The sequence below is a fragment of the Parasphingopyxis sp. CP4 genome, from assembly GCF_013378055.1.
Taxonomy (GTDB): domain Bacteria; phylum Pseudomonadota; class Alphaproteobacteria; order Sphingomonadales; family Sphingomonadaceae; genus Parasphingopyxis.
The window spans coordinates 1,929,625-1,947,816 of the sequence record NZ_CP051130.1 but is presented as its reverse complement, the minus strand read 5'-3'; the positions used below and the strand labels follow the sequence as shown (position 1 = coordinate 1,947,816).

Sequence of the window (18,192 nt, the reverse complement as noted above, 5' to 3'; positions counted from 1 at the left end):
CCTGGACAAACCCAGCGTCACAGCTGCGCTTTCTTGACTCTCCTTAGTGTATTGCATAAATAATACAGCAAGGAGCTTATTATGGGTGATCTGATTAAAAATCTGCTGCTGCTCGTCGCGGCACTCGCGCTTGTCTATATCGCGGTCAATTTCGTCGTCTCAATCGCTGGCCTGCTTTTCTATGCCGGTGCGATCGGCCTGATTGGTTATGCCGGATATCGCCTGATCAAGGGCAAGGGCGACGATACAAAACGCCTGCGTTAAGCGGCGTTATTCTGCAGCTTGCGCTGCCTGCGCCGTTCGACCGACGAACCAATACCCATGGCCTCGCGATATTTCGCGACGGTGCGCCGAGCAATATCGAAATCCTTCTCCTTGAGCAGGGCGACCAGCTTGTCGTCTGACAGGATCTTGTCCTCATTCTCGATCAATGTGCGGATGTGGCTTTTCACCGCTTCGCTGGATGCCGCTTCGCCGTCCTCGCCGGTGCTGATGCCGCTGGTGAAGAAGAATTTCAGCTCGAACAATCCGCGATCGCAGGAGAGATATTTGTTCGACGTTGCCCGGCTGACGGTGGATTCATGCATATCGATCGCTTCGGCGATCTCGCGCAGCGTCAGTGGTTTGAGATGGGTCACGCCTTTGCGGAAGAACTCTGCCTGGTGCTTCACCAATTCGCTGGCAACCTTGATGATCGTGCGCGCCCGCTGATCCAGTGCCTTGGTGAGCCAGTTCGCATTGGTCAGGCATTCGTTGAGCCAGGCCTTGCTTTCCTCATCGTCGCCGCCCGCTTCGGACATTTCGTGATAATAGCTGCGATTGACGATCAGCCGCGGCAGGGTGGCGTTGTTAAGTTCGACGGCCCAGCCCTTTTTGCGCTCGGCGACAAAGATATCGGGAACGACGGCCTGGATCGGCTCGCCGCCAAATTGGAGGCCGGGTTTCGGATCATAGTCGCGCAGCTCGCTGATCATGTCGGCGATATCTTCATCATCGACCCGGCACATGCGCTTTAACCGCCCCAGTTCTCCGCGCGCCACCAGATCAAGATTGTTGATGAGCTTCGCCATGCATGGATCATAGCGATCCGCTTCGCGCGCCTGGAGCGCCAAACATTCGGACAGATCCCGCGCGCCGACGCCCGTCGGGTCAAACCTCTGGATTTCTTCGAGTACACGCTCGAGATCGGCCATCGGTACGCCCAGCTGGTGCGACAGGCGCAACAGGTCTGCGCGGAGATAACCGGTTTCGTCGATCCGTTCGATCAGCTGGCCGGCGATCAAGAGATCCTGGCCCGATAGCGTCCCGCCGGCTTGCGACAGAAGATGATCGTGGAGCGAGACATCCGCAGCCGCCAGCAGGTCCAGATCGGCCTCGCCATCGCCGCCCGTCCGGCTATCGATCCCGGACATGCCGAGCGCGCCGTCCATGCCCGCGTCAGAACCCGTATCATCGGAAAGAGCGCTTGGTTCGATGTCGAGCTGCGCTTCATTGTCACTGCCGCCATTTTCAAGCAGGCCGTCGGCGGTCATAGGGTCCGGCGCATCCTCAAATCCATCGCCTTCGGTTGGCGCGGCTTCCTGGCTTTCCTCCTCGCCGGTTTCGAGCAGCGGGTTCTTCTCCAGCTCCTCGGCGATAAAGCCTTCGATTTCGAGATTGGAAAGCGCGAGCAGCTTGATCGCTTGCTGCAGCTGCGGCGTCATAACCAGAGACTGGCTCTGCCGGAGGTCGAGGCGCGGTCCTAGTGCCATATCGGCAACTTAGGGTCCGGGTTCATGATGGGCAGGTCCGCGGCGTCGAAATGGCGAACAGATCGGGCCGAGCCGCGCGCCTCGCGTGGTGGTTCCACGGGAAAGCGCGGATTGGTTCGAGATGGGTGCCCTTTTCGGCGTCCCTGCGGGATTTGACCGATTTGGCCCATGGCCGCGTCGGCAGAGCTTGCAATATTGACATATTCCCGCGCTCTCCCTCCTAACTCTGAACCAAATCGCTTCAAACCTCGGGCCTGCCCATCATGAACCCGGACCCTAAACTGTGAACCCTTCGCCGAGGTAAAGCCGTCGCACCTCGTCATTGGCGACCAGATCGTCCGGCGATCCCGAAAACAGCACCTTGCCGTCGTAGATAATGCAGGCCTGGTCGACGATGCCCAGCGTTTCGCGGACATTATGGTCGGTGATAAGCACGCCGATATTGCGGTTTTTGAGATCGTGGACCAGCTCGCGAATATCGTTGATTGAGATCGGATCGATTCCCGCAAAAGGTTCATCGAGCAGCATGATCGACGGATTGGCGGCCAGTGCCCGGGCGATTTCGCAGCGCCGTCGTTCGCCGCCGGACAGCGCCATGGCCGCGGAATCGCGCAAATGGCCGATCGAAAACTCGTCGAGCAGTTGCTCAAGCCGTTCGGCCCGCGCATCGGGGTCCGGCTCGCTCATCTCGAGCACGGCCGCGATATTCTTTTCGACGCTCAATCCGCGAAAGATCGAGGTTTCCTGCGGGAGATAGCCAAGGCCGAGAATGGCCCGGCGATACATTGGCAAGCCGGTAATATCCGCACCATCCAGCATGATGCGACCCGAATCCGGTCGCACCAGACCCATGATCGAATAGAAGCATGTCGTCTTGCCTGCACCATTGGGCCCGAGCAGCCCGAGCACATGGCCGCGTCCGATATGGAGCGATACATCCGACAGGACCTGCTTCTTGTCATAGGATTTGGCGATCGAGATGACGGACAGGCCTTCAGTCTCGGCCTCCAGCGCAGCTGGGTCCTCTAAAGGGTCGATCGGGTCGGCTCTATTCATCGCTTCGCTATTTGGCATCAATCATGCATGTTGGGAAGGCGCAACGCCGTTTCAATGGTGTGCATTATGGAAGCGGAAATTAGGCCCTAATTATTGCGTTGGGGCACGGTAAAGCGTCCGGTGACCCGGCCAGAGGGCGTTCCTTGCGTCACAATCCCGTCGCCGCCCTGGGAGCGCCCGTCAATGACCGCTCGCCCGGTATTGAGATCGATGACCAACCGGCCGCCGCGGATGATATTGCCACCCTGGTTGAGCTCAACACCACCTACCAATGTGATCAGTCGCCGATTGAGGTCATATACGCCAAACTGGCCACGCGCGGTTTCGCTGGGGCTGCGGACAAACACCCCGCCGCTTGCATCGAGACGTTGCACTTCGACACCATCGGTTACGCTGCCCGAATAGGCGACTGTGATCCGCTCGGCATCAAGCGCCAGATTGCCCTGGCGTACTTGCACATTGCCGGAGAAGATCGCCCGGTCTGCGCGGTCCTGCACTTCGATCCGGTCAGCTGCGACATCCACCGGGGCATTGGTGTTCAGGCCTTCAAGCGCGGATTGGCTTGATGCCGGCACGGCAGCAAGGATCGTCAGTGCGAATCCAGTGGCCAAGGGCAGGAGAGAATGGTTCATGGCCTTTATCTGCCTTCGCCTTGCACGATACGCAAGCGCGCATCACCTTCAAGAAACACTGTCCGGGAAGGAAGATCGACGCGCATATTTTCGGCGCTAAACGCCCCGAGCGGAATCTGCCCATCGACTTCGCCGGCACTGCGCATTTCGCGATCTTCCAGCTCGACCAGTACATTGCTCGTGCGCAGTCGATAGCCATCCGCGGCGCGGAACTCGAGCGGTCCGTCTATCGTGACGACTTCGTCTTCAAGGTCATATAATCCGCGATTGGCAACGATGAAGGCGAGGCCATCATCAAGCTCCAGCTGCGCGGACAAGTCTTCCAGTTCGACGATGGGCGTCGATGAGCTGCGCTGAAGGGCATAGGCGGCATTGAGCTCAAACGGCCGTCCTGCGCCATCTGAGCCACTATAGCGGGCCGATTCAACGCGCAGTCGCTCGGTCGCAATCTCGACATTGTCGCGCGAGAGCAGGAAGCTTAGTTCATTGCTCGTCTGGAGCGGGGCCATGGCAAGGAATGCCAAGAGCACACCGACCGAGGCGGGCAGGATAATCTGCAGATATTTGACGAGCTTGTCGTGCCGGCCACCGGGCGCTGCCCAGTGCTGGCGCCGATCAAGCTGTCTGCGGGCTGCCTCAGACATGCGCGAAAATATCGATTTCCGGCCAGCCTGCCAGATCGAGACGGGCGCGATGTGGCAGAAAGTCGAAACAGGCCTGGGCCAGTTCGGTGCGACCTTCTCGTTCAAGCCGAATGTCGAGCTTTTCCTTCAGCCGATGCAGGAACCGTACATCGGATGCGGCATAGTCTTTTTGCGCATCACTCAGTTCCGGCGCACCCCAATCCGAGGATTGCTGATGTTTGGAGATGTCTGCGCTCAACACTTCGCGGCATAATTCCTTGAGCCCGTGCCGATCAGTATAGGTGCGCACCAGCCGCGACACGATCTTCGTGCAATATACCGGCGCGGCTGTAACATGCAGATAATGTTCGATGGCGGCCAGGTCGAAACGGGCGAAATGATAGAGTTTCAGGCGCTCAGGATCGCCCAGCACGGCTTTCAGATTGGGAGCGGCATAGTCGCTGCCCGGCGAAAACCGCACAAGATGCTCATCTTCGCCGCCATCGGAGAGCTGGACCACGCACAGCCGGTCACGCGGCGTTTGCAATCCCATGGTTTCGGTATCGACGGCGATGGGACCCGGGCCAAGCGCATCGGCTGGCAAGTCTTCTTCATGAAAATAAACAGTCATGTCTGCGCACATAGGCGCAATAGGCCGGTCGCTCAATGGGCGGCGAAACTGTGAGGGTTGGCATTGCCATTGCGGGTCACAGCGTGCAATTCCCTGCCAATCAGTCATTTACAGGGGCATGGGACGATGAGTGACGATCGCGAACGCGGCAGCAAGCTGGAATTTGATCCGCCCAATAGCTCAGCGCCGCGTCCAGAAGACCGGGAGACCGTTCGACCGCGAGCGGCACAGTCTGAGGAGCGCGGCGAAGGACTGCCGCCGCGCGGCGAGCCACGCAGATCGGCGCACGCCACAGCCACGTCCGATTCCAACAAGCCAATGATTCTATCGATCCTCTACCTGACGAGCTTGATTGTCGGCCTGACCGGGCTTGTCGCCTTCATTTTGGCGCTGATCTGGAAGTCGGAACCCGGAGCAGATTGGGAAGCGTCCCATTATGAATATCACATCATGACGTTCCTGTTGTGGCTCGGGATGACCGTGTTGAGTGTCATTCTAATCTTTACAATTATTGGCGCCTTGATTGGCATCCCATTGCTTATTCTCGCCTATGTTTGGGTGCTCGTTCGCGCGATCATGTCTCTGGTCCGCGCCTCGAACCGCGAACCGATGCCGAACCCGAGCACGTTACTCGCGTAAATTGCTCGCGAAAGCGGCGTTTTTCGGTTATACCGAATCACGGTACGGCAGATTCGTGCCATGAAGTTGGCGCGCACCGCCCGGCGCAAACAGCTTCGATTTGAGATTTGGGCGAACAGGAAGACTTTAGGACAAATGAGTTTCGATAGGGACCGGCGTGGACGCCGAAGGGATAAGCGCGACAGTTTCGGCGACGAGAACTACCAAGGCTACAGCGAACCAAATAAATTTGGCGGCGGCAGAGAATCCGGCGGTTTTGACAATCGCGGCGGAGGCGGCGGTGGCGGCTATGAGAACCGCGGTGGCGGTGGCGGCGGCGGTTTCCGCGGCGAACGCATGCCAGCCCAGGTTGTTGGCGAAGGCAAAGGCGTTGTAAAATTCTTCAACGGCCAAAAAGGCTTTGGCTTCATCGTCCGTGACGATGGTGGCGAAGATGTGTTTGTGCATATCAGTGCCGTTGAACAGGCCGGCCTGACCGGCCTTGCTGAAGGCCAACCGCTCAGCTTCAATCTCGTTGACCGGAACGGTAAGGTATCGGCCAGCGATCTGGTGATTGACGGGGAGCCGATGCCGGTTCCCGAGCGCGATGAGCGCGGCCCGCAGCGCGAGCTAACCGGTGAGAAGGCAAGCGGTACGGTCAAATTCTTTAACAGCATGAAAGGCTTCGGCTTCATCCAGCGTGATGACGGCCAGCCTGATGCATTTGTCCATATCAGCGCGGTCGAACGTGCTGGCATGCCGACGCTCAACGAAGGCGATCGGTTGGATTTTGAACTGGAAGTGGATCGGCGCGGCAAGCATGCGGCGGTCAATCTCGTGCCTAAGCACGACTAAGCGATATTGGTCGGTCGTACTGGCCGGACAGCGCAAGCAAAAAAGGGGCCCCCGGCCGGATTGGCCGGGGGCCTTTTTTGTGTGGCGGTGGTGCCTAGAAGCGGAGGCTGAGTTCCGCGACGGCGCGATCGTCGCGCAGTTCGGAGCGGCCGATATCGGTCTCGAACGCGGTCGTGATCGATAGATTGCCGCGCTCCAGGCTCAGCCCGCCGCGCATCTCGGTCCACTGATTGTCAGCGGCGAGACCCGGGAGCAGGATCGGTACGCCGCCGGCCTGGGCAAAGCGGACCGTCATGTCCCGCTCGCTCTGGCCGATCGCCCGGACATAGTCCGCCGAGATCTGCGGCCGCAGCGACCAACCACCACCGATTGTCGTGTCACCACTGAACGCGAACCCAACCCGGCCTTCCAAGCGCTGCTCGCGTATATCTTCAATCGACAGGGCGATCTCCGATCCCACTTCGTCATAGCCGCCAAATTCGGAATGGCTGTAGCGCATCGCCGTCCGGGGTGTGACCTCGAACCCATCAGCAATCCCGATGGTAATGCCTGCTTCCATACCGCCCACATAGTTGAGCGCGCGGGTTTCATTGCCAAAGCGCGCCGTTTCCAGGCTGCCCGATGCATAGCGGGCCGTCTCGATGTCGGTCACCGATGCGGAACCCAGACCGGCGACATAAGCGCCGCCGCCCAGCTGGTAGCTGGCATAGACCATGGCCTGGTTGGTCATGAGCTGGGCCTGGGACCCCTGGAGTGTCGTGCGGCCGTTGATAAAGGCCGATGCACCGCCCACGGTCAGATTGTCAGCCAGCTCGACCTCCAGGCCCATTGCGATGTGCCAGTTGGCCTGATTGTCGGATCGGCTGCCAAAGCGCGTTGCGCTGCTGCGGGCCTCATAGCCACCCGAGATGAACCCGCTGACATTCTCCGGCAGCGTGCCCAGCGTGCGGCCATTGGAGACCAGCCGTCCGGCAAAGCTCATCTGGGTTGCGGTTGCCCGCGATACATTTGCGTTGCTCGCTGCAACACCGAGCATCTCCGGCGCACCGACCACGCTGAACGTGCCGCTTTGCAGCGATCCTGTACCGAGCATCGACAGACGATCCGAGACCACATCGACCATCATGTCATATTGGCCAACACTCACGGCCTGGGCCTCGTTGACAATCGTCGGCGCGAGATTGTTCAGCGTCGCCGTAAGCCGCGCCGCATCCATCACGTCGATAGCGCCGTACAGACCGTAGAGCGCATCGTAATTATCGCTGCGCAGGCTATCGAGGCCGCGCGCAAAGGCGCTGGCCTGGGCATTGTCTTCAGACAGGTTCTCGGCCAGCGATCCAGCGGTGAGGGAGATTATGACATTGTTGGCGCCATAGGTCAGTTCCGGGACGAGGACGCCGAGTCCGCCCAGTACAACCTCATCATATGTGCCCTGGATACCGTCTTCTGCTGTAATGATTTCCTGCGTGGTCCCATCGCGCGGGGCTGAACCGGACCGATGCAGGAAGCGGGCCGTGCCCCCCAGCGATATGACACCGCTGGCATCGGCGTCGCCATAGACTTCGATGCGATCGGAGCCGACATGCCTGAGATCGAAGACACTCAGCGTGTCCGATGAAAGTATGAGGCCACCCATGACCGTGAGCGTGCCTACCGAGGAATTACCGGGCTGGATGCTGCCGCCCACCAGGGTCAGGAATGTCGGATCGAACGTCCCGCGACCGCGCAACAGGCCGTCGACGATCAGGGCTTCTCCGGTCGTCAAGCTTCCATCGACGCGCAAGATCCCGCCCGCCTGCGTAAAGTCGCCGAGCACCGTGATATCGCCCCGGCCATTGATATTGAGCTGGGCCGGGCCGACCAGGCTGAGACGGTCTATCGTATAGCTGCGCGATACCCGCGTGCGGCCCGCCTCCCGAAGCGTCACGTCAAAATAGCGGCCCGGCGTGCCGTTTGCTGGGTCCGGATCGATATTGTTCGGTACGAACACGGTGGCACCAGGCAGGCCATTCTCAATTGTCGCGGCGGGAAGCACAAGCGGACTTGAGGCCGGTACCGGATTTCCTGTTGCAAGGTCGATACAGCCGTCTCCCGGATCGCCCTCGATCGAGCAAACCTCGCCGAAATCCGGCCCGTCGCCGGCAATTCCATCACCCAGATCATCCGGAATGCCATTCACCACATTGCCGTTCGAATCGATGATCCGATAGGCTGGATCGAGATCAGTGATCCAATGGTTGCGGTCGGCCCAGCGGCCATCGCCGGGCTGCGCCGATGCATAGCGATAGGGATTGTTCGCTACGACATAGTCCCAGAACAGGTAGAGCGGCTGGTAATAGGCTTCCGTGCCGTAGCTGCTGAACTCCTGGCTGTTATCAAATTTGCTGCCGCCGGAAAGCACGCCGATCACAAGATCTTCAGTCGACAGGCTATTGTTCGCCGCATCGAGGATCAGCGGCCCGCCGGAATCGCCGCCGGCGGTGGTTGCTTCGCGCGTCAGTGCCTCGTCGCGCCACAAGTTGAAATCAAACTCATTGCTCTGGTCGGGATCGTCGAAATCGATCCGATAAAGATTTTGGGTCAGAACACTGCCCGAATTGAAAATGGCGTTGCGATCATCTGCCGATGCCAATGCGCCCAGCATGTTTTCTGCCGCGCGACGACGCCAATCGATGTCGGTGTCATCCCCGACAGAACCGCTACCGGTGCGGCCATAGCCGGTAATGTTCACATGATAGCCGGTACCGGTCGTCGGATCGATCGTTGGTGTGGGGAGGGGCGAGAAGAGCAACGCCCAGGTCGGGATGTTGTTCGCCGGGGTATCGAGAGTTGCGATCGCGATATCCGCCTCAAGAAAGCCTTGCGCCTCTGGCCGCAACAAGGAATCGGGATGATAGACGATCTGGCTCAAATTATAGACAAACAAGTCTGGGTTGCTGGCAAAGCTGTTGCCAAGCCAGCTCTGGAATCCCGGCAATGCATTCACGTCGAATGAGGCGGCGGCCGGTACGGTGGTTGCGAAATCGCTTTCCGGCCGGTCGTTCACGCAATGTGCGGCGAACAGGAAGGTCCGCGGATTGATAAGGCTCCCGGTGCATACACTGCCGTCGTCGCGAAAGAACATGCCGACGCCATTCACTCCGCCTGCATTGTCGACAATGTCAGCGGGTGTGAAATTATCGTTCGGAACAACGGCATTTGCGGGCGCCGTCGCCAAGAGCGAGACAGCAATCGCACTCACAGCAGAACATCCGGCCCAACAGGATCGTGAAAATGGCTTGCGCATTACGGTTTCCCCTTGTTCAGCCGAACTATAGATCTGGTGAGGTTCAAAATGCCCCAACAATCAAGATTTATCTTTCTTTAACAGCATGATCGGGTGCCAAGAAATGCGGCGAAGCCGGACCTACCACCGGATTGGCCTGAGAAAATATCGATTCTCGGCAGACCGTGTATGAAGCGAGCCTGATATTTTCACTGCAATTGACGATTGGGGTGCCTCGTGCCGGCCCATCGCGTTGCTGGAGCGCGCACAAAAAAAGGGCCCCCGGCCGGATTGGCTGGGGGCCCCCTTTTGTGTGGCAGCGTTGCCTAGAAGCGGAAGGTGAACTCCGCGACTGCGCGATCATCACGCAGTTCGGAACGGCCGATATCGGTCTCGAACGCCGTCGTGATCGATACATTGCCGCGCTCCAGGCTAAGCCCGCCGCGCATTTCGGTCCACTGATTGTCGGCTGCCAGACCCGGGAGCAGGATCGGAACCCCGCCAGCCTGGGCAAAGCGCACCGTCATGTCCCGCTCGCTCTGGCCAATGGCCCGAACATAGTCCGCCGAGATTTGCGGACGCAGGGACCAGCCATCGCCAACGGTGGTTTCACCGCTAAAGGCGAAGCCAACCCGGCCTTCGAAGCGCTGCTCGCGGATATCATCGATCGACAGTGCGATCTCCGATCCCACTTCACTATAGCCCTGGAACTCAGAATGGCTGTAGCGAACAGCGGCCCGCGGCGTGAGTTCGAAGCCATCGGCGATGCCGATGTTCATGCCTGTTTCCACACCAGCCATATAGTTGAGCGCGCGCGTTTCGTTACCGAAGCGTGCCGTTTCAAGGCTGCCCGTTGCATAGCGTGCCGTCTCGATGTCGGTCACCGATGCGGAACCCAGACCGGCGACATATGCGCCGCCACCGAGGCGGTATGACGCATAGGCCATGGCCTGGTTGGTCTGCAGTCGGGCTTCGGAACCCTGGAGCGTCGTACGGCCATTGATAAAGGCCGATGCACCACCCACGGTCAGATTGTCAGCAACCTCGACTTCCAGGCCCATGGCAATGTGCCAGTTGGCCTGATTGTCCGAACGGCTGCCAAAGCGCGTTGCACTGCTGCGGTTCTCATAACCACCCGAGATGAAGCCGCTGATATTGTCAGGCAGCGTACCCAGCGTGCGGCCATTGGAGACCACCCGTCCGGCAAAGCTCATCTGGGTTGCCGCGGCCCGCGATACACTGGAGTTGCTTGCTGCAACACCGAGCATCTCAGGCGCACCGACCACGCTGAACGTGCCGGTTGGCTGTGAACCCGTACCGAGCATCGACAGACGATCCGATACCACATCGACCATCATGTCATATTGGCCAACACTCACGGCCTGAGCCTCGTTGACGATCGTCGGCGCGAGATTGTTCAGCGTTGCCGTAAGGCTGGCTGCGCTCATCACGTCGATATTGCCATAGAGGTTGTAGAGATCCGTGTAGCTGCCACCGCGCAAGCTATCGAGCGCCGTTGCAAAGGCCGAGGCCATCGGATTGCCGCCCTCAAGATTCTCGGCAAGGCTACCGGCATCCAGGTTCACCACGACATTGTCGTCGCCGTACACCAGGCTGGCTTCCAATACACCAAGATTGGCGGTCATGACGTTATCGAACTCGCCGATAACCTTACCGTCGGTCGTGATGATCTCAAAGGATTGACCATCGCGCGCCGAGGTCCCTCGGCGATTAACGAACCGGGCGTTGCCGCCGAGGACGATGCTGCCAGCATTGTCGCTGTCGCCGGTAATGGCGAGCGCGTCATTCCGGTTCAATGCCAGATCGAACACTGTGTTCGTGGCCGAAGACAGGATCACATCGCCCTGGATTGTCAGGGTGCGATAATCCGAACCGCCTGGCTGGAGGCTGCCGCCTACCATCGTAAGGAAGGTCGGGTTGAACGTACCACGGCCGCGAATGATACCGTCGATCACCAGCGCTTCGCCGGTGTTCAAGGTACCGTCAACGCGCAGCCGGCCACCGATTTGGTTATAATCGGCGATCACGGTCAAGTTGCCGATTTCGCGAATTTGGAGATACGCATCGCCCAGCAGGGTCAACCGATCAACGGTCGGCGCAGTGCGAACGCGGGTTCTGCCCGCCTCACGCAGCGTGACGTCGAAATAGCGACCATCTTGGCCAATTGACGGATCCGGATCGATATTATCCGGAACGAAACCCGTCGCCCCTGGCAGACCATTGTCGAGCGTTGGCGCACCCACTGGCGTCGGGAAGAACACGCTTGGTGCGTTTTCAACCCCAGCCGGAGACGCAAGTGCCGGAGAGTTTACCGGACCCACGGCGGCTGCCGCTGCTGGCTCAGAGCCGTCAAGCGATGCAACACCGATTCTCGAGGTTACACCCCCCGTCACTGTAGGCGCATTCTCACGCACCGGCGGGGTCAGTGTGCCATCTGAAAGATCGCCACAGCCGTCACCTGGATTGGCGCCAACCGGATCGAAACAGACTTCACCAAAGCCCGGGCCGTCACTTTCGGTGCCAGCACCGAGGAAATCAGGCAGTCCATTCACCACCTCGCCGTCGCCATTGATGATGCGGAAAGCCGGGTCGAGATCGGTTACCCAGTGGCTGGGATCATCCCAGTTACGATCTCCCGCTGCAGCGGAAACATACCGGTACGGGCTCGTTGCGACGATATAGTCCCAATAATTGTAGATCGCCTGATAGAAGCTCTCCGTGCCGTAGCTGCTAAATACCTGCGGTCCGAAGAAGCGGCTGCCGCCAGACAGAACGCCGATCACCAGATCTTCGTCCGACAGGTCGTTGCTAGCCGCATCAAGGATCAGCGGTCCGCCCGAGTCACCACCCGCGGTGGTTGCTTCGCTTGCGCGGGGCTCATCCTTGTACAGGTTGAAGTCGAACGGATTTGCGGCGTTCGGATCATCGAAATCGAGCCGATAAAGGTTGTTAGGAAGATCGCCAAATGGCTGGCCGAACAGGAAGTTGTTGCGATCATCGAACGATGTCAGCGCGCCCAGCATATTTTCTGCTGCGCGGCGGCGCCAGTCGATGCCCTGGCTTGCGCCGGTCGTGCCGCTGCCCGAACGGCCATAGCCAGTGATGTTGACGTGATAACCAGTGCCATCCACCGGGTCGATCGTGTCGGGATCGGGGAGGCGCGAGAAGAGCAAGGCCCAAGTCGGGATATCCGATGCCGGCGTGTCGAGCGTTGCGAGCGCGATATCGCCTTCCAGGAAACCAAAGGCGTTGGGATCTGCAAGCGAGCGCGGATCATAATTGACCCGGCTGATATTGTAGACGAACAGTTCGGGATTGGACGCAAAGGCGTTGCCGATCCAGTCCTGGAAGCCCGGAAGCGCATTCACGTCGAACGAGAAGGCCGATGATATCACGCCACCCGTGTCATAATCGCTTTCGGGGCGATCGTTGACACAGTGTGCAGCGAAAAGAACCGTCCGCGGATTGATCAATGTGCCGGAGCACACAAAACCGTCATTGCGGAAAAACATGCCAACGCCGTTCACGCCACCATCATTGTCGACGATATCGTCGGGCGTCTGATTGTCGTTGGGAACAATCGCATTGGCTGGCGCTGCCAGCGTGAGTGCCAGCGCACCAACTGCGGTGGTCGTAGCGAGTGAAAGTATACGGCTTGAAATATTCGACATTGTCGAACCCCCCCCTGTGTAAGTTCGGAACAAAAAACCCTGATTTTTCATTTGTGAACAGCGGTTAAGGATTCATCAAGACTTTTTTGGCCCAAGATGGCAGGTCCTTGGAATCAATGGATTCTTGATGGTTAATTTCGCACTGCAACATTGGCGCGTAACGAGACGCTGCCGCGCGACTCGACTCTCAAATCGTTACAAACAAAAGAAAAGCCCGGCAGGATTCTCTCCTACCGGGCTTGGATTCCGGGACGATTATCTTACTCGACTGTCAGCGTGTAAGCGCCGGTCGCTCCACCGCCCAATGTGGTGGCCCTGATCATCAATGTACCGGACCGTTGGAAGGTGACTGTCAGGCGGGAATCGAGGCCAAGGGATTCTTCCTCGCCGACGGCCATGCCATCGTCATTGCTATCCACCAGGGCAAAGCCAAGTGGCGACATCGCTCCGATCTCGAGGAACGCATCAAAGTCGTCCGAACGTAGCGTCACCGCGCGGGTATCGCCTTCGCGGCCGCGCAGCTCATAGAATGCATAGTGGCGATCATTGCCGCCATAGCCGTCCATCTCATAGGTTGCGCTGTCCGTCGTCAGCTCGCCACTTGCCGTGCGGCCGGGACGAATACGGATTGGCGGCGGCGGAGGCGGTGGCGGTCCGAGCTCACTCAGTTCAATCGAATAGGGGCCCGTCGCATCGGCACCGAATGTCCGGGCACGAACCACATAGTCTCCGGTCTCCGGGAATGTGAAGACAAGGCGCGAGTTCAGGCCATCGCCGCCATCGTCATCGACGCTGATCTGCTGGAATTCACCATCCACCATCTGGCCGATCTCAAGCAGCGTATCGAATTCGTCGGATTGCATGGCGATCGTGATCCGGTCACCGGCTCTGCCGCTGACTGCATAATTGTCGAGATAATAGACATTGCTCGACACGCGCGCGCTTTCGAGCGTGAGCTCGCCTTGAACGGGCTCCCCTGGCGCAAGTGAAGATTGTGCCAGTGCGGCGGCCGGCAGCGCTCCGGCAAGCGCAGCGGCGATAGCGATTTTGGAAATCTGGGTCTTCATTGGAATGTCTCCCTGTGTCACGAGCGAATTTCGCCCCTTGGAACTTCATGCGACCCGCAGCCCCTATCGGTGAGCCGTTCTGTATGGACGATGAACGGTTCAGAGTAAAATCAACACCGCCCCGATCAGTATCGCGGTCATCGCAAGGATACGGCTGATAGTCACCCGTTCTCCGAACACTGTGATGGAGATCACGGTTGCGGTGATCATTCCGGTTTCCCTAAGCGCGGCAAGCTCAGCCGTCGGCCCGAGCGAGAGGGCGTAAAGGGCAAGCCCGAATGTCCCAAGCGATAGAATCCCGGCGAGAGCAGCGCTGCGGCCATAGGCCTTTGCCGCATCGCCGAGCCGAGCTGTCGTGAAGCGCGGCAATAGGATCATATTGCCAATGCCCATCAGCAGGAACAGCCAGAGAATGAAGCTCAGCGGGTTCTCGACGGCGCGCACCCCTTCGGCCCCGATCACCGTATAGCAGGCTGTCATCGCTCCCGTGGCGAGCGACAGCAGCACGATCTCGCGGCTCGCATGGCGCCCCTGCAGCATCAGCAATATGCCGCCGCCGATCATCGCAATACCGATCAACACCAGCGGTGTGGACGGCTCGCCCAATAGTCCGATCGTGACGAGCGCGGTGATCAATGGCGCGCTGCCCCGATAGATCGGATAGGCGGATGAGAGTTCGCAGCGATCCAATGTCCGGGCAAGCAGCACGAAATAGATGAGGTGAAAGACTGTCGCGATGCCGAGCCATCCCCAAGCACCGTTTGGCAAAGGCACGAAAAACAGGATCGGTACGGCGATCACCGCGCTCGACAGCGACATCAGTGCGGTATGGAGGTAGCGATCGCCGCCGCTCTTGATCATTGCATTCACGGTCGCGTGCAGGCTGCCCGACAGGATCATCAGCAATGCGGCGAGAGTGAAGGCAGACATCGCCACCCTATTACCTAGCTGATCAATCCCCGCAACGCCGCAATCGTATCGGCTTCTGCGGCGGGCTTGTCGCGGCGCAGGCGAGAGATCCGCGGGAAGCGCATGGCGAGGCCGGACTTATGGCGTTTCGATTCATGGACCGAGTCAAAGGCAACCTCGACGACCAGCGTCTTTTCGATTTCGCGCACCGGCCCGAAGCGGTTGAGCGTGTTGGTGCGGACGAAACGGTCCAGCCATTTGAGCTCTTGGTCAGAGAAGCCCGAATAGGCTTTGCCGACCGGATACAGCTCGCCATCCTCCGTCCAGCATCCGAAAGTGTAGTCGGAATAGAAGCTGGAGCGTCTCCCTGATCCACGCTGCGCGTACATGATCACACAATCCACGACCAAGGGATCGCGCTTCCATTTGTACCAATGGCCGGTCTTGCGGCCGCCGAGATAGAGGCTGTCGCGGCGTTTGAGCATGACCCCTTCGATTGCGGCATCGCGCGCACCGTCTCTCAGCTTCGCCAGCGCCTCGAAATTATCGACATCGATCAGCTCGGACAGATCAAAGCGATCTGTGGGCAGGCGTGGATGAAAGGCTTCGAGGCGTTCGCGCCGCGCGTGCCAGGGCAGGGCCCGCAGATCCTCGCTGCCATCGAAGAGAATATCATAGAGCCGGACAAAGGCCGGATAGTCCGCCTGCATCTTCGCCGATACCTTCTTGCGCCCGAGCCGCTGCTGCAGCGCATTGAAGCTGGCGGCACCGCCCTCCGGCCCGCCCTGCGCCTCTCCGCGTACCAACAACTCGCCGTCCAATGCGCCGGTCTCGCAAAATGCAGCTGCAACATCGGGAAAGCTGTGCGAAATATCGTCGCCCGTCCGGCTGAACAGGCGCGTTTTGCCAGCCACATGAACCAGCTGGATACGGATGCCATCCCATTTCCATTCAGCGGCATAGTCATCGATCGACACCTGCGTGTCGCCAAGGGGATGGGCGAGCATGAACGGGCGGAACACCGGAATATTCTCGATATTCGGCGCAGACCCGCCTTCGCCCCATTGGAACAGTTCGGGATAGGGTGGCTTGAGCCCGTGCCACACCTCTTCGACCGCTTCCACTTCAAGGTCGAACGCCTGGGCGAAGGCGGTCTTGGCGAGCCGCGCCGAAACGCCGACCCGCAAGCCACCCATTGCCAGTTTCAGCAGCGCATAGCGGCCGGTTGGATCGAGCCTGTCGAGCATATCAGCGAGGGCCGCGGGCGCGTTGGCCCTTCCAAGCTGGGTCAGCCGATCGACGACCGCCGAGATATTCATATCCTCAGCGGTGCTAGTATCCGCCTCGCGGCCTGGCCAAATCAGCGAAACGGTCTCGGCCGTATCGCCGACATAATCGCGGCTCATCCGAAACAGGACCGGATCGACACGCTCATCGACGATTGCACTGACAGCAGCGCGTTTCACGCCGGGGATATCAACGGCCCCGGTCAGAGCGGCCAGTGCCCAGCCGCGATCTGGGTCGGGCGTCGTTTTCAGATAATTCGCAATCAGCCGCAGCTTGGCATTGCGCGATCGCGTATATACGAGGCGGTCAAGAAGATGGGCGAAACGCTGCATGGCCGTGACAACATGGCGAAGCGCGCGCTGCTGCGCTAGGGCGAAACGGTTATGGTGAAACGCGTTTTCTTGGTGCTGATCGTGCTGGGCCTGTCGGTGACGGGCTATGCCTATTGGAGCGCGATAAGCGATCCGGTTCAGCGGGACACACAGATTACTTTGGCGGGCTGGCCAGAGGGAGCGGCCCCGATACGGATTGTGCTGATAAGTGACATCCATGTGGCCGGGCCTGACATGCCGCCCGAACGGCTTGAGCGGATTGTAACCAGGCTTAACGCGTTGGAACCGGATCTTGTATTGATCGCCGGTGATTTCGTTAGCGACAAAGCGCTTTCGACGCATCGCTATGCTGCCGCCGAGGCAGTCACCCCTCTTGCCGGGCTCGAGGCAGAATATGGCGTCTTCGCGGTGCTCGGCAATCATGATCATTGGCGCGATGCCCCGGCGTTTCGGGCGGCACTACCCGATGCGGGTGTTGTGCTGCTCGACAATGAAGCGGTGGCGGCTGGTCCGGTGGCCCTGGTTGGTATTGGCGATGACTTCACCGGCCATGCAGATGTCGATGCCGCGATGGCGACGGCATCGGAGATTCCCGGTCCGGTCGTGGTGCTCAGCCATAGTCCCGATATCGTTCCCGACCTGCCGAACCCGGTTGCGTTGGTCGCGGCGGGCCACACACATTGCGGCCAGATTAGCCTGCCGATCATCGGGCGGCTGGCGACGGCGTCGCGCTACGGAGAACGGTTCGCCTGCGGGCAAATCGACGATGAGGGCCAGGCTGTGGTGGTCACAGCTGGGCTCGGAACCAGCATTTTGCCGATCCGATTGGGCGTGCCCCCGGATTTCTGGGTGATCGAGCTGGGCCCGGAACGCTAGTCGAGACGGGTTAGCTCAAAAGTCTCGATCCGGCTTTCGCCATTGCTGTTGAGGCGTAAATGGATGTGCAGCCCGGTTTCCCCGACGCGTTGGTAGGTCAGGCCTGAGAAATAAGCGGTCTCGCCTTCGATCGCGACCAGAGGGAATTCGATCGCGGATTCGGCGCTATTGTCTTCCCAGCCGGATAGATCGCGATTGAAATGCTTGAGCCGCACGACCAGCGATCCGTTCCGTTCGACGATTTGGAGTATCTCATAGAAGAGTAGCTCGCTGTCGCTGCTCTGGTGGAAGACGCCGGCCATCTGTCCATGGATTGGCGGTAGCCATGCTTCGTGACTCTGGCCACCAAGGCCGGTGCCAGCCCAGCCTCCTGCGAGCCAGGCAACATCATCAAGTGTTGCCGGTTGCGAAGTCCCCTCGCCGAGTGATCGCACATCCTGGGCCGCAAGCTGGCTGGGCATGACGAGACAGGCCAAGATGATGAACAGTCGCATGACGATTTCTCCCTCGGTACCTGTCTATCCCAGCAGGCCCCCTCAACGCAAAGGGGCCAGCCCGTTAAGGCCAGCCCCTGTCGTCTCGAGTGAGAGTAGCTGAC

General features: G+C 59.5%; 15 protein-coding genes. 4 read left to right on the top strand and 11 right to left on the bottom strand.

Annotated features, from left to right (window positions below; genetic code table 11):
- The first annotated feature begins 81 nt into the window (after nt 1-81).
- Complete coding sequence (locus tag HFP51_RS09425; RefSeq protein WP_176875488.1) at nt 82-264, top strand: hypothetical protein; 183 nt, start codon at nt 82-84, stop codon at nt 262-264.
- Here HFP51_RS09425 and rpoN read toward each other — a convergent pair.
- The 5 genes from rpoN to HFP51_RS09400 form a co-directional block, all read right to left on the bottom strand.
- A complete protein-coding gene (gene rpoN / locus HFP51_RS09420; RefSeq protein WP_176875487.1) occupies nt 261-1,751 on the bottom strand; it encodes an RNA polymerase factor sigma-54 in 1,491 nt (496 codons plus the stop codon). The genes HFP51_RS09425 and rpoN overlap by 4 nt on opposite strands.
- A 276-nt stretch (nt 1,752-2,027) precedes the next feature.
- Nucleotides 2,028-2,807 carry an LPS export ABC transporter ATP-binding protein gene (gene lptB / locus HFP51_RS09415; RefSeq protein ID WP_176875486.1) on the bottom strand — a complete coding sequence of 260 codons (780 nt, stop codon included), beginning with the start codon at nt 2,805-2,807 and terminating at the stop codon, nt 2,028-2,030.
- Nucleotides 2,808-2,893: 86 nt separating this feature from the next.
- Nucleotides 2,894-3,439 (bottom strand): LptA/OstA family protein, encoded by a 546-nt coding sequence (locus HFP51_RS09410; RefSeq protein WP_176875485.1) that lies wholly within the window; start codon nt 3,437-3,439, stop codon nt 2,894-2,896.
- Nucleotides 3,440-3,444: 5 nt separating this feature from the next.
- Nucleotides 3,445-4,083 (bottom strand): LPS export ABC transporter periplasmic protein LptC, encoded by a 639-nt coding sequence (locus HFP51_RS09405; protein WP_176875484.1) that lies wholly within the window; start codon nt 4,081-4,083, stop codon nt 3,445-3,447.
- The gene (locus tag HFP51_RS09400) at nt 4,076-4,693 is read right to left on the bottom strand and encodes a ribonuclease D (protein WP_176875483.1); all 618 of its coding nucleotides are present in this window, start codon (nt 4,691-4,693) and stop codon (nt 4,076-4,078) included. Before HFP51_RS09400 ends, HFP51_RS09405 begins: the two co-directional genes overlap by 8 nt.
- 126 nt (nt 4,694-4,819) lie before the next feature.
- Between HFP51_RS09400 and HFP51_RS09395 the strand changes: the two genes are divergently transcribed.
- Together HFP51_RS09395 and HFP51_RS14750 are read left to right on the top strand one after the other, a co-directional pair.
- Nucleotides 4,820-5,332, top strand: coding sequence for a hypothetical protein (locus HFP51_RS09395; RefSeq protein ID WP_176875482.1), 513 nt, complete (start codon nt 4,820-4,822; stop codon nt 5,330-5,332).
- Between the two features lie 135 nt (nt 5,333-5,467).
- On the top strand, nt 5,468-6,166 hold the full coding sequence (locus HFP51_RS14750) for a cold-shock protein (protein WP_176875481.1): 699 nt from the start codon (nt 5,468-5,470) through the stop codon (nt 6,164-6,166).
- Between the two features lie 94 nt (nt 6,167-6,260).
- Here HFP51_RS14750 and HFP51_RS09385 read toward each other — a convergent pair whose 3' ends face one another.
- The 5 genes from HFP51_RS09385 to HFP51_RS09365 all read right to left on the bottom strand — a co-directional run bounded on the left by HFP51_RS09385 (nt 6,261) and on the right by HFP51_RS09365 (nt 16,718).
- Nucleotides 6,261-9,407, bottom strand: a complete 3,147-nt coding sequence (locus HFP51_RS09385; RefSeq protein ID WP_176875480.1) for an autotransporter domain-containing protein — start codon at nt 9,405-9,407, stop codon at nt 6,261-6,263.
- A 350-nt stretch (nt 9,408-9,757) separates the two neighbouring features.
- Nucleotides 9,758-13,123 (bottom strand): autotransporter domain-containing protein, encoded by a 3,366-nt coding sequence (locus HFP51_RS09380; RefSeq protein ID WP_176875479.1) that lies wholly within the window; start codon nt 13,121-13,123, stop codon nt 9,758-9,760.
- Between the two features lie 260 nt (nt 13,124-13,383).
- Nucleotides 13,384-14,190: a hypothetical protein gene (locus HFP51_RS09375; RefSeq protein ID WP_176875478.1), complete on the bottom strand. Its 807-nt coding sequence runs from the start codon at nt 14,188-14,190 to the stop codon at nt 13,384-13,386.
- 99 nt (nt 14,191-14,289) lie between these two features.
- A complete protein-coding gene (locus tag HFP51_RS09370; protein ID WP_255454625.1) occupies nt 14,290-15,120 on the bottom strand; it encodes a DMT family transporter in 831 nt (276 codons plus the stop codon).
- 14 nt (nt 15,121-15,134) lie between these two features.
- Nucleotides 15,135-16,718 (bottom strand): cisplatin damage response ATP-dependent DNA ligase, encoded by a 1,584-nt coding sequence (locus HFP51_RS09365; protein ID WP_176875477.1) that lies wholly within the window; start codon nt 16,716-16,718, stop codon nt 15,135-15,137.
- A 51-nt stretch (nt 16,719-16,769) separates the two neighbouring features.
- Here HFP51_RS09365 and HFP51_RS09360 point away from each other — a divergent pair, with 51 nt between their 5' ends.
- Nucleotides 16,770-17,594, top strand: a complete 825-nt coding sequence (locus HFP51_RS09360) for a metallophosphoesterase (protein WP_176875476.1) — start codon at nt 16,770-16,772, stop codon at nt 17,592-17,594.
- Here the strand turns inward: HFP51_RS09360 and HFP51_RS09355 are convergent.
- On the bottom strand, nt 17,591-18,088 hold the full coding sequence (locus HFP51_RS09355; RefSeq protein ID WP_176875475.1) for a DUF6265 family protein: 498 nt from the start codon (nt 18,086-18,088) through the stop codon (nt 17,591-17,593). The two genes, HFP51_RS09360 and HFP51_RS09355, sit on opposite strands and share 4 nt — an antisense overlap.
- Nucleotides 18,089-18,192: the final 104 nt, after the last annotated feature.

What these genes read in the sequence shown, in the direction of transcription:
- HFP51_RS09380 (WP_176875479.1), bottom strand. Translation starts at nt 13,123, where the DNA reads ATGTCGAATATTTCAAGCCGTATACTTTCACTCGCTACGACCACCGCA.
- lptB (WP_176875486.1), bottom strand. Translation starts at nt 2,807, where the DNA reads ATGAATAGAGCCGACCCGATCGACCCTTTAGAGGACCCAGCTGCGCTG.
- HFP51_RS14750 (WP_176875481.1), top strand. Translation starts at nt 5,468, where the DNA reads ATGAGTTTCGATAGGGACCGGCGTGGACGCCGAAGGGATAAGCGCGAC.
- HFP51_RS09400 (WP_176875483.1), bottom strand. Translation starts at nt 4,693, where the DNA reads ATGACTGTTTATTTTCATGAAGAAGACTTGCCAGCCGATGCGCTTGGC.
- HFP51_RS09370 (WP_255454625.1), bottom strand. Translation starts at nt 15,120, where the DNA reads ATGTCTGCCTTCACTCTCGCCGCATTGCTGATGATCCTGTCGGGCAGC.
- HFP51_RS09410 (WP_176875485.1), bottom strand. Translation starts at nt 3,439, where the DNA reads ATGAACCATTCTCTCCTGCCCTTGGCCACTGGATTCGCACTGACGATC.
- HFP51_RS09425 (WP_176875488.1), top strand. Translation starts at nt 82, where the DNA reads ATGGGTGATCTGATTAAAAATCTGCTGCTGCTCGTCGCGGCACTCGCG.
- rpoN (WP_176875487.1), bottom strand. Translation starts at nt 1,751, where the DNA reads ATGGCACTAGGACCGCGCCTCGACCTCCGGCAGAGCCAGTCTCTGGTT.
- HFP51_RS09405 (WP_176875484.1), bottom strand. Translation starts at nt 4,083, where the DNA reads ATGTCTGAGGCAGCCCGCAGACAGCTTGATCGGCGCCAGCACTGGGCA.
- HFP51_RS09355 (WP_176875475.1), bottom strand. Translation starts at nt 18,088, where the DNA reads ATGCGACTGTTCATCATCTTGGCCTGTCTCGTCATGCCCAGCCAGCTT.
- HFP51_RS09365 (WP_176875477.1), bottom strand. Translation starts at nt 16,718, where the DNA reads ATGCAGCGTTTCGCCCATCTTCTTGACCGCCTCGTATATACGCGATCG.
- HFP51_RS09360 (WP_176875476.1), top strand. Translation starts at nt 16,770, where the DNA reads ATGGTGAAACGCGTTTTCTTGGTGCTGATCGTGCTGGGCCTGTCGGTG.
- HFP51_RS09395 (WP_176875482.1), top strand. Translation starts at nt 4,820, where the DNA reads ATGAGTGACGATCGCGAACGCGGCAGCAAGCTGGAATTTGATCCGCCC.
- HFP51_RS09375 (WP_176875478.1), bottom strand. Translation starts at nt 14,190, where the DNA reads ATGAAGACCCAGATTTCCAAAATCGCTATCGCCGCTGCGCTTGCCGGA.